We start from the raw sequence: 12850 nt of genomic DNA, 5'->3' as shown, positions 1-12850 counted from the left end.
GCCACATCAAGCGGTGCGACCTCGGCTTCGGCGTGATACAGTCCAGCACCAGGCACGGCGATCCTCAAACCATATCCCCCGAAAACAGCGCCTTGACTTCTTCAGGAATTGCAAAGGATCTCAGGCCCCCACCACCCACGGATTTGGCCACCAACACGCGTTTCTCAAATCCCTCGACCGCCAGCGTCTCGCCACGCATCAACCGGTGTTCGACGGTGAAACTGGAGCGGCCAAATTCGGTGATTGTGGTCTCGATGACCACCTCATCGCCATGTTTCGACGGCACATGGAACCTTGCCCGCGTATCGACCATCGGAAAACCGACAACGCCGTATTCGGCGATCAAGCGCGGCTTCGGCAAGCCCGCGGCTGCGAAATGCGCCGCGGTCGAGGCGTCGAACCAGCGGAAATAATTGGGATAGAAGACAATATCGGCAGGGTCGCAGTCGCCCCAATCAATGACAATCGTGCGTCGGCTCGTGAGCATTGCGTGCCCCCTTCAGGTTCGGAATGTCGGGAGCGGCAGCGGGTGCGCCCGATAAAATCGCGTCGAGTTCGGTATGCGCTTCATCGGCCAGCGCTGCGGCGACGGCATGGCGCAGGGTCTGTGCGGCGCGCGCCTCAGAACCTTCGGCAATGGCAGGCGCGACGATGCCCTCCATGATCTTGGCATAGGCCGCTTTGCCACGCAAATGCGTATCGGAATACCCTTTGAGGACGCGCGGCAGCTCCGCCAGCCCGCTGGCAAAACCCGGATCGCGGCCCAAAGCGATTGTCATCGCGTCAACCCAACGCGAAATTTCAGTGCTTTCGGTCTGGAACCGCAGAGATTTGCGGCGCAAGCGTTTCATGCCTGCCACAATCCGCAACATTCGGTAGCCCAAAACTCCGTTCGAACGGATAAAAACGCCACGTCCGGTAAGCGGCAGCGGCTTGCCGCGCTGGAGGCGTCGCATGATCCGGCTGCCCAGACCGGACGGCAGAATGTCGGCGATTTCCTCGGTGCGCGGCTTCATGTATTCGGTGACCCAGACGATTTGACCGGGCTGGGCCTGCGCCTCGTTTTGGACACGTTTAAACCGCTCGGGCCGGGTTTTCAGATCGGCAACCCGCGCGACATCCTCATAGGCCATCCACAACGCCAAACGGCGCGCCGCCTCGGTCAGGGCATAAGCGGCGCGGTGGTCGCCCGAAGGCGTGGCGGCCAGCAGGGTGGCGACGTGGTCAAGGTAGGTCTGGCCATAGGCCGCATCCTGAAAATCAATGACGTGATCATAGCCGTGCGCGACGATTTCGGCGGTCTCGGACGGAAGGCCCGCGAGATGGTGTTGCGGTTCCCTGGCCGCTGGCACAGGTCCCGCTGCGGCTGGCATTTGCACCGCCGCCATCGCGGCCCGCGCGCCGCGCAGGCTGGCCTCGGCGGCGCGCCCCTGCCCCAGCACCGACAACGAGATCTCCTCGGACCACGGCAGAACGCCGCTGCCAATCAGCGCCCCGAACAAGGTGGCCGAGATGAAAGTATTCGCCTCAGACGCCAGCGCGTCGAAATCGGCCAGATGACAGGTCTTGGCCATCTTTTGCGCGGCACTGATGATATCCTCCGCCGCAAAGCGCCCATCGCCCAGACTGATCTTTTCGGCGGTCGAAAACACCCGGTTCGTGGAGGCGATCAGGGTTGTGAGACCCGGCGAGACAAACCCGGCCGCCATGCAGCGCGCCGCCTCGACCAACTCGCTGGCCAGGACCACATCGACGCGCGCGGGCATCGGCACGAGGCTGAGCACAACCTCTGACTCCGGCTCTGCGATTTCAACGTAATAGCTTGTCGATCCGGTGCGTTGCGCAACGCCGGGAACGGATGTCGCTTGCACCTTCAGGCCCGCCGCCTGTGCGCCGGCCACGACCCAACCCAACAGCACGCCGCCGCCCTCGCCGCCCAAAGCCGCAATCAGAAGTCGCAAGGGCGGGGCATAGCTCATGGCTGCGGCACCCCGTTCAGAGTGGTGTTCATCCACGCTTTCGCGCGATCCCACCATGACGGGTTCGAGATCAACTGCGCGCGCCAGAACGAGGGGCACAACGTCGCCGCATGGGCCACCTCACCGCACAAGCCACAGCCGACGCAACCGTTGGTGACATGCGCCACGGGATCGGTTTTCAAGGGATCGGTCGCGGTTTTCACGGTCAGGGTCGGGCAGCCCGACAGCCGGATGCAAGAATGATCCCCGGTGCAGGTGTCTTCATCAATGCCGAAACGCAGACGTTCCACCCGCTCCCCCGCCGCCAGCGCCTTGGCGCGGATCGGCTTGATGCGGCGTTGACGCTCCAACTGGCATTCGCCCTCGGCGACGATCACCTTGAGGCCTTTGAACGGCGAGGCAAACGCCTCGAGCAGCGTGTCGCGCATTTTGGCAACGCCGTAGGTGTGGACCGTGCGCTGCCATTTCACGCCGACGCCTTGCAATGCGTCCTCGATCGTGCGCTCGCCCTGCGTGGCGCTTTTCTCGGCGGCTTTCAGTTTCATCGCGGGGTCGGGCGACGAGATAATTTCCTGCGTGCCAGTGGCCGAGGTATAGCCGTTCTTCATGATCACCAGCACCCCGTCGCCGCCGTTCAGCAGCCGCGAGGTCACCCCGGTCAGCAAGCCATTATGCCAAAACCCACCGTCGCCCATCACCGCCAGCGGCGGTTTCGCCTGAAACGAGGCCACCGAGGCGTTCGACGCAAGGCTCATGCCATAGCCCAGGATCGAGTTGCCGAAGTTGAATGGCGCGAAGGTCGCGAAGGCGTGGCAACCGATATCGGCGGAATAATGGACCTTGCCGATCTCGCGCTCGGTCAGTTTCAACGCGGTGAAAAACGGGCGTTCGGGGCAGCCGGTGCAGAACCCCGGCGGGCGCGGGGGCACGGGGTTGCGCAGCAAACTGGCGGTCTGGTCGATCAGCGCCTGCACCTCGTCACGGTATTGGCCATCGGTCAGGATATTGCCGACGGCGGGCAGATGCTGGCGCAAAAACGCCGCCGTTCCATCCAACATCACCTGCGCGGTATATTCCCCCGCCATCGGCAGGATATCCTTGCCCGCAAGGATCGTCCTGGACTTTCCGCGCCGCAGGATCGTGCCGACCTCATTCTCGATATATTCGGGCTGGCCTTCCTCCAGAACCAGCACCGCGCGCTTGTCGGCGGCAAAACCCAAAATCTCGTCGGGCACCAGCGGATACACCACATTCAGCACCATGATCGGAATATCGCAATTGCCGCTTTCATCCGCGAGGCCCAGTTCCGCCAGTGCCCGCAACAGCGCATTATACAGCCCGCCCTGTACGATCAGCCCGACATCCTTGTGCGTCTGACCCTCGAACACTTCATTGAGCGCATTCTCGCGGATGAACGCGCGCGCCGCCTGCATCCGCGCGCCGGATTTCTTGCGCTCATGGCCAAAGGTCACCGGCGGATGCGCGAGGCGTTCGTAGTCATGGGGTGCGGGCTCGGCGAGCACTTGCGTCATGGATATCGCCGGGGCGATATTGTCCTTGGCGGTGAAACTGCCCTGCACATGGCAAGCCCGAATGCGCAGTTCCATCATCACCGGCGTATTCGATGCTTCGGACAATTCAAAGGATTTCTCGACCGCGTTGACGATGCTGGGCAGGTTGGGCCGCGGGTCCATCAGCCAGAGCGTCGATTTCATCGCATAGGCGTGGCTGCGCTCCTGTATGACGCTGGAACCCTCGCCGAAATCCTCGCCAACGATGATCAGCGCGCCGCCCATCAACCCCGGTGAGGCCAGATTGGCCAGCGCATCCGAGGCGACATTGGTGCCGACGATGGATTTCCACGCCACCGCCCCGCGCACCGGATACATGATGGAGGCGCCCAGCATGGCGGCGGCGGCGGCCTCGTTGGTGCAGGCCTCGACATGCACGCCCAACTCGCGCATCTGCGGCGCGGCTTGCACCATCACGTCAATCAGATGCGACACGGGTGAGCCTTGGTATCCGCCGACATAGGACACGCCCGATTGCAGCAACGCCTTGGTCACCGCCAAAATCCCCTCGCCGTGGAACTGGTCGCCCTGCCCCAGCTTCAGCTTTTCGATCTCCTTGGCAAACGAGACTTCCATGAGTTCCCCAACCCGACGGTATTCTGCGTGACAGTAGGAACGGGTTGAATTAAAGTAAAACTGAATTACTGAATGGAGTGTATTCATGTCAGAAATAAACTTGGCACGGCTGGACCTCAATCTGCTGCGCCTGTTTCTGATTGTCTTTGACTCCCAGTCTGTCTCGACGGCCGCACAACAATTGGGGCTTAGCCAACCCGCCGCCAGCAGCGCGCTCAACCGGTTGCGCGACCAGCTGCGGGATCCGCTTTTCGTGCGCGGTAAGGGCGGCATGGTGCCGACGCATTACGCGGCCCAGATTGCACCGGATGTGCGGACTGCCTTGCACGCATTGGAGGCCGCCTTGGTGCCGGCCAAGGCCTTCGACCCGGCCACCAGCAACCATGTGCTGCGCCTGTCTCTGTCGGGTTTGGGCGAGGCCTTGTTGCTGCCAATGATCGCCAAATGCCTGATCCGCCAAGCACCGGGGTTGCGGTTTCGAAATCTCTCGATCGCCAAACCACAGGTCGGCGCTGCATTGGAAAATGGCGACATCGACCTCGCCATCGGTATTCTCGACAGCCCCGAGCGCGGCATTCTCGGCGTGGATCTGTTTGCAGAAACTTATTCGGCGATCATCGGTGCAAACCATGCCGCGCCGCCCGGCCTCGATCTTGGCAACGCAAAACTGGTTCTGGCCGCCCCGGAGGCGACCTATGCCAGCGATATCGAGAGATGGGTGAACGATCAGGGCTATGCGCAAAACATCATCATGCGGCTGCGCCACTTTGGCGGGCTCAGCGAGTTGCTGTCGGATATCAACGCCATAGCCATTGTGCCAACGCAATTCGCGGATCGTTTGATTGCGACCGAAGCGGTGCGCGAGATCGCTAGGATTTCGGATCTCAAGGAACGCCCGGTGCGGATGATCTGGCACCAGCGTTTGCAGACCGATGCAACAGCACGGTGGATCAGGCAGCAGATCATGGGGCTCTTTTTGCCGGGTGGATGATAGGGTTGTGGTGGGCCTCTGCGTGGCGCGGGCCAAGAATTGTGTTGACAGGTCGGCACGCCATTGCTTAACAAAGCAACTAATAGATGCCACGATCCACGACAATCAAAAGAGGCCGCCATGAACGCACTGGAGCAAAACCTCGAAAAGCTGACCGGCTATTTGGCCAGGTTCAAGGATCGCGGTCTGCAAAACCGCATCGCGGGTCAGGATCAGCCCGGCGCGGGTGGGGTGTTTCAAACGCGCTCGCCCGTTGACAAATCTGTAATTTGCGACGTGGCCCGCAGCGACGCCAGCGACATTGACCGCGCCGCCGAGGCCGCATCGGCCGCCTTTCCCGCATGGCGCGACATGCCCGCGACCGAGCGCCGCAAGATCCTGCTCAACGTCGCCAACGCCATCGAGGCCCGCGCCGAAGAAATCGCATTGTGCGAATGCTGGGACACCGGCCAGACCCTGCGCTTCATGTCCAAGGCCGCCCTGCGCGGGGCCGAGAATTTCCGCTATTTCGCCGATCAAGTGGTGCAAGCCCGTGACGGCCAGCACCTGCCCTCACCCACGCTGATGAACATCACCACCCGCAAGCCGATTGGCCCTGTGGGCGTGATCACGCCGTGGAACACGCCTTTCATGCTGTCCACCTGGAAAATCGCGCCCGCCTTGGCCGCGGGCTGCACCGTGGTCCATAAACCCGCCGAGGATTCGCCGCTGACCGCCCGCCTGCTGGTGGAAATCGCCGAGGACGCCGGTCTGCCACCGGGCGTCTTGAACACGGTCAATGGCTTTGGCCACGACGCCGGAAAACGCCTGACCGAGCACCCGTTGATCAAGGCCATCGCCTTTGTCGGCGAAAGCCGCACGGGCAGCCTGATCACCAAACAGGGCGCCGACACGCTCAAACGCCTGCATCTGGAATTGGGCGGCAAGAATCCGGTCATCGTGTTTGACGACGCCGATCTGGAGCGCGCACTGGATGCGGTGATCTTCATGATCTACTCGATCAACGGCGAACGCTGCACCTCGTCCAGCCGCTTGCTGGTGCAGGACACGATCCGCGAGACTTTCGAGGCCAAGCTGATCGAGCGCGTGAACAACATCAAGGTCGGGCATCCGCTGGACCCCGCGACCGAGATCGGGCCGCTGGTGACCAAGGAACATTTCGACAAGGTGACGTCGTATTTCGAGATTGCCCGAACCGACGGCGCGACCATCGCGGCGGGCGGCGAAACGATTGGCGACACCGGCTATTTCGTGCGCCCCACCCTGTTCACCAACGCCACCAACGCCATGCGCATCGCGCGAGAGGAAATCTTTGGCCCGGTGCTGACCTCGATTCCCTTCTCGACCGAGGCCGAGGCGCTGGCCATGGCCAATGACACGCAATACGGGCTGACGGGCTATGTCTGGACCAATGATCTGACCCGTGCGTTGCGCTTTACCGATCAGCTTGAGGCGGGCATGATCTGGGTCAACTCCGAGAACGTGCGCCACCTGCCAACCCCGTTCGGCGGCGTCAAAGCCTCGGGTATCGGGCGTGATGGCGGCGATTGGTCTTTCGAGTTCTACATGGAAACCAAGCACATCGGCTTTGCCACCGGACCGCACAAGATCATGCGGCTCGGCGCATAACTCAGGAGCATTGTATGGGAGAGATCGTCCTCGCCGCCAAGATGACCCACGTTCCGACCATGCTCATGTCCGAGCAGGACGGCCCGGTCCACGGCAAACGCCAGCCCGCCATTGACGGGCACCGCGAGATTGCGCGCCGGGCCAAGGCCCTGGGGGCCGATACGGTGGTGATCTGTGACACGCATTGGGTGATCAATGCGGGCTTTCACATCAACGCCAATACGCGGTTCGAAGGGTTGTTCACCTCGAACGAATTTCCGCAATTCATCCAGAACCTGGCCTATGCCTATGACGGCAACCCCGATCTGGGTGACGCCATTGCCGCCGAGGCTACGGCGCGCGGGGCCTATACTCTGGCGCATCATCTTGACAGTCTGGAGCTGGAATACGGCACGCTGGTGCCGATGCGCTTCATGGCGCGCGAGCACGAGATGAAGGTGGTGTCCATCGCCGCTTGGGCGACGGTGCACAGCCATGACGAAAGCCGGATCGTCGGCGAGGCCATCCGCGCCGCCGTCGAGGCCAGCGACAGCAAGGTTCTGCTGGTTGCCTCGGGGTCTCTGAGCCACAAGATCTGGCCGAACAAGGATTACGCCGCCAACAACGGCACCTTCACCATCAGTTCGGAATTCAACCGCCAGATGGACTTGCGTGTGCTTGACCTGTGGCAAAACGGTGACCACGCGACCTTCCTGAAAATGCTGGGCGAATACGCGCAACATTGCTGCGGCGAAGGCTCGATGCATGACACGGCAATGCTGTATGGCGCGCTGGGCTGGGACCGTTACAGCGCCAGATGCGAAGTCGTCTCCCCCTATTTTCCATCCTCGGGCACTGGTCAGACCAATGTCATCTTTCCCGTGCAATAGGAGCAATCCATGCCCATTCCCGCACCGAATCTCTACCCGGATTTCAACACCATCCGCCTGAGCCACGTCTGCCTGAACGTCGCCGATCTGGCCGCCTCGCGCAAATTCTACACCGAGATTCTGGGATTGCAGATCACCGATGAGACCGACAGCCACCTCTATCTGCGGGCGATGGAAGAGCGCGGGCATCATTGCGTGATCCTGCAAAAATCCGACCAGCCCGGCACGGTCGAGGTTCTCGGCTTCAAGACCTTTGACGAGGCCGATCTGGACCGCGCCGCCGCCTATTTCGAGAAACTCGGCCGCCCGATCTCGTGGGTTGAGCGCCCCTATCAAGGCCGCACGCTGCTGACCTCGGACAACATGGGCATTCCGCTGGAATTCTATCACAAGATGGACCGGCTTGCCCCGATCCATCAGCAATACGCGCTCTATCGCGGTGTCAAACCGCTGCGCATCGACCATTTCAACGTGTTTTCCACCAGCGTCGATGACAGCGTCGCCTTCTACAGCGACTTTGGCTTTCGTGTCACCGAATACACCGAAGACGCCGAGTCCAAACATCTGTGGGCCGCGTGGATGCACCGCAAGGGCGGCGTGCATGACATGGCCTTCACCAACGGCCACGGCCCACGGCTGCACCATGTTGCCTTCTGGGTGCCGACGCCTTTGAACATCATCGACCTGCTCGACCTGATGGCAACCACCGGCTACGTTGGCAACATCGAACGCGGGCCGGGGCGGCACGGGATTTCCAACGCGTTCTTCCTCTATGTCCTCGACCCGGACGGCCACCGGATCGAGATTTATTGTTCGGATTATCAAACGGTTGACCCCGATCTGGAGCCGATCAAATGGGATCTGAAAGACCCGCAGCGCCAGACCCTCTGGGGGGCACCCGCGCCGCGCAGCTGGTTCGAGCACGGCACGAAATTCGTGGGCATCGAGACCAAGGACGCAACCCTGTCTGCCTCGCCCATCATCGCCCCCTGACGCCCGGAATTATGACATGAACAGCCCTAATCCCCCTCGCTTCGCCACCTATTCCGCCGATGGTCAGACCTTTTACGGCGCAGTCACCGACGCGGGCATGATCGCGCTGTCGCCTGACTTTCCGCACTGGCCGAGTTTGCTGGACGTGATCGCCGGGGGTGGCCTGAACGCCTTGGCGCAGGCCGCCGAGGGGCGCGCGGTCACGCACCGCGACGTGACCTACGACATGGTCCTGCCAAACGCGCGGCGCATCCTCTGTGTCGGCGTCAATTTCCCTGACCGCAACGCCGAATACAAAGACGGCAGCGCCTCGCCGAAATACATGTCGCTTTTCCCCCGCTTTGCCAGCGGCTTTACGGGGCACCAACACCCGTTGATCCGCCCGCCCGAGAACCAAACACTGGATTATGAAGGCGAGGTTGCGATTGTCATCGGCAAGGCCGGACGGCGTATCACGCAGGCCGACGCCTATGACCACATCGCCGCGCTGACGATCTGCAACGAGGGCACGATCCGCGACTGGGTGCGTCACGCCAAGTTCAACGTGACGCAGGGCAAGAATTGGGACAACTCGGGCGCGATGGGGCCATGGCTGGTGCCCTTCACCGACGCGGCACAGCTTGACAAGGCGCGCATCATCACCCGCGTCAATGGCGAGGTTCGTCAGGACGATACGCTTGACCGGATGATGTTCCCGATCCGGCGCGAGATCGAATATATCAGCACCTTCATGACCTTGCAGCCCGGCGATATCATTGTCACCGGCACCCCGACCGGCGCCGGCGCACGGTTCGATCCGCCGCGCTATCTGATACCCGGCGATGTCGTCGAGGTCGAGGTGAACGGCATCGGCATATTGCGCAATACGGTGGCCGACGAGGTTTTGGGATGACGCCCGACGAGCACGCCAAAGCCGCCGCCGATTTGTTACAGGCCGAGAAAACCGGCGTGCAGATCGGCCTGTTGAGCCTGCGCCATCCCGACATCACGATGGACGATGCCTATGCCATTCAATCCGCCATTGCGCGCGCCAAAGCGGCGCAGGGTCAACGGGTGATCGGCTGGAAAATCGGCCTGACCTCGAAGGCGATGCAGGCCGCGCTGAACATTGACATTCCCGACAGCGGCATCCTGTTCGACGACATGCGCTTTGACGACGGCGCGACGGTGCCCAGGGGGCGGTTCATCCAACCCCGGATCGAGGCCGAGATCGCCTTCGTGATGAAATCCTCGCTGGCTGGGTCGCATGTGACGCGCGATGACGTGATCGCCGCCACAGATTTTGTCGCGCCCTCGCTCGAGATCCTCGATACCCGCATTCAGCGCCGCGACCCGGTGACCGGAAAAGCGCGGATCATCTATGACACGATCAGCGACAACGCCGCCAACGCCGGCGTCGTGCTGGGCCCGCAGCGCCATGCGATTGACGCGCATGATCTGCGCTGGGTCGGGGCAATCATCAGCCGCAACGGCGCGGTCGAGGAAACCGGCCTTGGCGCGGGTGTGCTGAACGATCCGGTTGAAAGCGTGGTCTGGCTGGCGCGCCGCATGGCGCAATACGGCCAAGCCATTGAAGCCGGGCATATCATCTTGTCGGGCAGCTTCATCCGCCCGGTCGAATGCCCCTCTGGCAGCCATATCCACGCCGATTTCGGCGGATTTGGCGCTGTCACTCTCAATTTTGCCTGAAGGAAACCCCATGCCCGCACCGCACAATCCGTTCAAGGCCGCGCTTCGCGCTGGCAAGCCGCAAATGGGCTGCTGGCTGGGTCTGGCCGATCCCTATGTCGCAGAAATCAGCGCCAGCGCCGGGTTCGACTGGCTGTTGATCGACGCCGAACACGCACCCAACGACCTGCGCTCGATCATCGCACAATTGCAGGTGATTGCCGCCTCGGGTTCGCACCCGATCGTGCGCCCGACGATTGGCGAGACCTGGATGATCAAGCAATTGCTGGACGCGGGCGCGCAAACCCTGCTGGTGCCGATGGTCGAGAGCGCCGATCAGGCGCGCGATCTGGTCAAGGCGGTGACCTATCCGCCGCACGGTGTGCGCGGTGTTGGGGCATCCTTGGCGCGTGCGTCAAGATTTGCGGCGATCCCGGATTACCTGACCACCGCCGGCAACGAGATTTGCCTGTTGGTGCAGGTCGAAAATCTAGCGGGCTTGGCGGCGCTGGATGAAATCCTGACCATCGAGGGCGTCGATGGCGTGTTTATCGGCCCCGCGGATCTGGCGGCCGACATGGGTTTTCTGGGTCAAGCCACCGCGCCCGAGGTTGAGGCAGCCATCCTTGATGCGATGCGCAAGATCGTCGCCTCGGGCAAGGCGGGCGGCATCCTGACGATGAGTCCGACGCTGCAAAAATCCTGCCTCGAGATCGGCGCAACCTTTGTGGCGACGGCGATTGACGTGTCGTTGTTTGCCAGCGCGATCCGCGCCAGCGCGAAAGCGGCGTTGTCCTTGCTGCCCGATCAGGTCGCTGCCGGCCACGCCATCACGGAAAACGCCAGTAAGTACCTGCAACAACTGTGCAAACACTGGTCGCACAAGGCCAAGGCCGAGTTTGACGCACAGCAAGGCACACTGGTCTTTGACTCGGGCAACCGGCTGGTGCTGACGGCGACCCCGGAACGCCTGACCCTGACCGCAACCGTCGGCCCGCGCGGCGATCTGGCGCGGTGGCAATCGGTGATCGAAGCGCATCTGCAACGCTTTGCCTTTCGCGAGGAATTGACCCTGACCTGGGACGCCTGACCCGCGAGGAAATCTCCTTGGACGGTATCGCAAGCCACCGGAAAGCAAGCATAGAGCCGGACATGAGCCCCGTCACGGCGCCGGAACCCGGCCTCATGCTCGGGGATCCGCGCTGATGCGAGGCCGTCGGTGGCGATCGCCGTGACGTGTTGACGCCGGACACATCCGAAACGGCACGTTCCACCGTCCGAATGATCTGCGTGGAAATCTCCGAGAGTGCCGCACCCGGCTGCGCAATGGCAACCGTGACAATCGGGATATCAACAGTCGGGAATTGCGTGACTGGCAGTCCATGAAGCCCGTCCGCCCGACGATCACCAGCACCAGAAGCAGCGCCATTATGGGGACCGGCTTGCGAATGGCGCGAATGGAGATGTTCATTCTGTCGCATCCTGAGCTGGCGCTGTCCCTGCGTGGACCGGAAAGACGTGATCCCCGTCACCGAAAAACACCCCGCGCGCGCAACCACGACATCGCCCTCGGTGACGCCCAGTGTGACGCCCTGGGCAAACGCGCGCAGGCCATTCCAGATCAGCCCTGCAACGATCCATTGTTTTCTCAGCCTGCCGACTTCGAGTTGCCGCACATAGGCGCCGTCGGTATCGGTCTGTCGTCGCGCGTGGTGTTGGGGCGGTGTTTGTCGCAGCTACCGTGGGGCAATCCTTGCCTAATGCGCAGCGACTCGTATCGTGCGGGGTTCCCCCTGATCCCCGGGTCCACTGTCGCATGCCGGTTTCATGAGCGGACAACCCGACCACTCGCCTGTTGTCTTTAAGGCAAAGCTCTGCAACGATACCGCACAAACACGCGCAAGGAAGGAGTTAAGGGTTCATGCTGTTCTACGATTGCTCCACCGCGCCCAGCCCTCGTCGCGCCCGCATGTTCATTGCGGAAAAGGGTCTGAAAATTGAATCGCGCGAGATTTCCTTGGCCGAGAAAGAGCAGCTCTCACCAGCCTTTCTGGCCGTGAACCCGCGCGCCACGGTGCCCGTGCTGATCACCCGGTCGGGGGCCACGCTGACCGAAAACCTCGCCATCGCCACCTATCTGGAAGCCGTGTCGCCCAATCCACCCCTGTTGGGCGAAACCGCCGATGAGAAGGCGCAGGTGATGCAATGGAATGCGCTAGTCGAGCAACAAGGCGGCCTGCCCATCGCCGATGTCTTGCGCAATTCCAACAAGCACATGCGGGGGCGCGCGCTGACCGGGCCGGTGAATTTCGAGCAGATTCCCGAACTGGCAGAGCGCGGGCGCCTCCGGGTCGGGCTGTTTTTCGACCTGCTCGAACAGCGCCTGTCGCAAAGCGCCTATCTGGCGGGTGAACGCCTGACGATGGCGGATATCACCGGGTTTGTTTTTGTCGATTTTGCGCGCGTCATCAAAGCCTCTATTCCAGATACTTCACCTGCGACCCGCGCATGGTTCGACGCAATCAAAGCCCACCCGAGCGCGTCCCTTTAGCCGATTTCCGGACCCTGCACTCA

General features: G+C 62.1%; 11 protein-coding genes. 8 read left to right on the top strand and 3 right to left on the bottom strand.

Translation table 11 applies throughout. The features are described 5' to 3' along the window. Positions 1–64: 64 nt before the first annotated feature. From VDQ28_RS15715 to VDQ28_RS15705, 3 genes are read right to left on the bottom strand one after another with little or no spacing between them, the layout of a single operon-like run. Positions 65–487, bottom strand: a complete 423-nt coding sequence (locus tag VDQ28_RS15715; protein ID WP_323036826.1) for a thioesterase family protein — start codon at positions 485–487, stop codon at positions 65–67. Then, on the bottom strand, positions 456–1979 hold the full coding sequence (locus tag VDQ28_RS15710) for an indolepyruvate oxidoreductase subunit beta family protein (RefSeq protein WP_323036825.1): 1524 nt from the start codon (positions 1977–1979) through the stop codon (positions 456–458). Before VDQ28_RS15710 ends, VDQ28_RS15715 begins: the two co-directional genes overlap by 32 nt. Then, a complete protein-coding gene (locus tag VDQ28_RS15705) occupies positions 1976–4126 on the bottom strand; it encodes an indolepyruvate ferredoxin oxidoreductase subunit alpha (RefSeq protein ID WP_323036824.1) in 2151 nt (716 codons plus the stop codon). The genes VDQ28_RS15710 and VDQ28_RS15705 overlap by 4 nt, the downstream gene beginning before the upstream one ends. Before the next feature lie 85 nt (positions 4127–4211). Between VDQ28_RS15705 and VDQ28_RS15700 the strand changes: the two genes are divergently transcribed. The 8 genes from VDQ28_RS15700 to VDQ28_RS15665 all read left to right on the top strand — a co-directional run bounded on the left by VDQ28_RS15700 (position 4212) and on the right by VDQ28_RS15665 (position 12827). Then, positions 4212–5117: a LysR family transcriptional regulator gene (locus VDQ28_RS15700; RefSeq protein ID WP_323036823.1), complete on the top strand. Its 906-nt coding sequence runs from the start codon at positions 4212–4214 to the stop codon at positions 5115–5117. Between the two features lie 120 nt (positions 5118–5237). After that, the gene (gene hpaE, locus VDQ28_RS15695) at positions 5238–6746 is read left to right on the top strand and encodes a 5-carboxymethyl-2-hydroxymuconate semialdehyde dehydrogenase (RefSeq protein ID WP_323036822.1); all 1509 of its coding nucleotides are present in this window, start codon (positions 5238–5240) and stop codon (positions 6744–6746) included. A 14-nt stretch (positions 6747–6760) separates the two neighbouring features. Continuing rightward, on the top strand, positions 6761–7615 hold the full coding sequence (hpaD, locus tag VDQ28_RS15690) for a 3,4-dihydroxyphenylacetate 2,3-dioxygenase (protein ID WP_323036821.1): 855 nt from the start codon (positions 6761–6763) through the stop codon (positions 7613–7615). Positions 7616–7624: 9 nt separating this feature from the next. Then, positions 7625–8608, top strand: a complete 984-nt coding sequence (gene hpaD / locus VDQ28_RS15685) for a 3,4-dihydroxyphenylacetate 2,3-dioxygenase (protein WP_323036820.1) — start codon at positions 7625–7627, stop codon at positions 8606–8608. A 16-nt stretch (positions 8609–8624) separates the two neighbouring features. Next, complete coding sequence (locus VDQ28_RS15680; protein WP_323036819.1) at positions 8625–9500, top strand: fumarylacetoacetate hydrolase family protein; 876 nt, start codon at positions 8625–8627, stop codon at positions 9498–9500. After that, positions 9497–10297: a 2-oxo-hept-4-ene-1,7-dioate hydratase gene (gene hpaH, locus VDQ28_RS15675; protein WP_323036818.1), complete on the top strand. Its 801-nt coding sequence runs from the start codon at positions 9497–9499 to the stop codon at positions 10295–10297. Before VDQ28_RS15680 ends, hpaH begins: the two co-directional genes overlap by 4 nt. Positions 10298–10307: 10 nt before the next feature. After that, positions 10308–11366 (top strand): aldolase/citrate lyase family protein, encoded by a 1059-nt coding sequence (locus tag VDQ28_RS15670; RefSeq protein WP_323036817.1) that lies wholly within the window; start codon positions 10308–10310, stop codon positions 11364–11366. Between the two features lie 831 nt (positions 11367–12197). Then, on the top strand, positions 12198–12827 hold the full coding sequence (locus VDQ28_RS15665) for a glutathione S-transferase (protein ID WP_323036816.1): 630 nt from the start codon (positions 12198–12200) through the stop codon (positions 12825–12827). Positions 12828–12850 lie beyond the last annotated feature (23 nt).

Source organism: Pararhodobacter sp., from assembly GCF_034676545.1.
Lineage (GTDB): Bacteria > Pseudomonadota > Alphaproteobacteria > Rhodobacterales > Rhodobacteraceae > Pararhodobacter.
The sequence above is the reverse complement of the archived record's forward strand: the minus strand, read 5'-3'. Positions and strand labels throughout refer to the sequence as shown.

Bases quoted from the DNA above. Each gene is read 5' to 3' on its own strand.
- hpaE (WP_323036822.1), top strand. From the start codon at position 5,238: ATGAACGCACTGGAGCAAAACCTCGAAAAGCTGACCGGCTATTTGGCC.
- hpaH (WP_323036818.1), top strand. From the start codon at position 9,497: ATGACGCCCGACGAGCACGCCAAAGCCGCCGCCGATTTGTTACAGGCC.
- VDQ28_RS15680 (WP_323036819.1), top strand. From the start codon at position 8,625: ATGAACAGCCCTAATCCCCCTCGCTTCGCCACCTATTCCGCCGATGGT.
- VDQ28_RS15670 (WP_323036817.1), top strand. From the start codon at position 10,308: ATGCCCGCACCGCACAATCCGTTCAAGGCCGCGCTTCGCGCTGGCAAG.
- hpaD (WP_323036820.1), top strand. From the start codon at position 7,625: ATGCCCATTCCCGCACCGAATCTCTACCCGGATTTCAACACCATCCGC.
- hpaD (WP_323036821.1), top strand. From the start codon at position 6,761: ATGGGAGAGATCGTCCTCGCCGCCAAGATGACCCACGTTCCGACCATG.
- VDQ28_RS15705 (WP_323036824.1), bottom strand. From the start codon at position 4,126: ATGGAAGTCTCGTTTGCCAAGGAGATCGAAAAGCTGAAGCTGGGGCAG.
- VDQ28_RS15665 (WP_323036816.1), top strand. From the start codon at position 12,198: ATGCTGTTCTACGATTGCTCCACCGCGCCCAGCCCTCGTCGCGCCCGC.
- VDQ28_RS15715 (WP_323036826.1), bottom strand. From the start codon at position 487: ATGCTCACGAGCCGACGCACGATTGTCATTGATTGGGGCGACTGCGAC.
- VDQ28_RS15700 (WP_323036823.1), top strand. From the start codon at position 4,212: ATGTCAGAAATAAACTTGGCACGGCTGGACCTCAATCTGCTGCGCCTG.
- VDQ28_RS15710 (WP_323036825.1), bottom strand. From the start codon at position 1,979: ATGAGCTATGCCCCGCCCTTGCGACTTCTGATTGCGGCTTTGGGCGGC.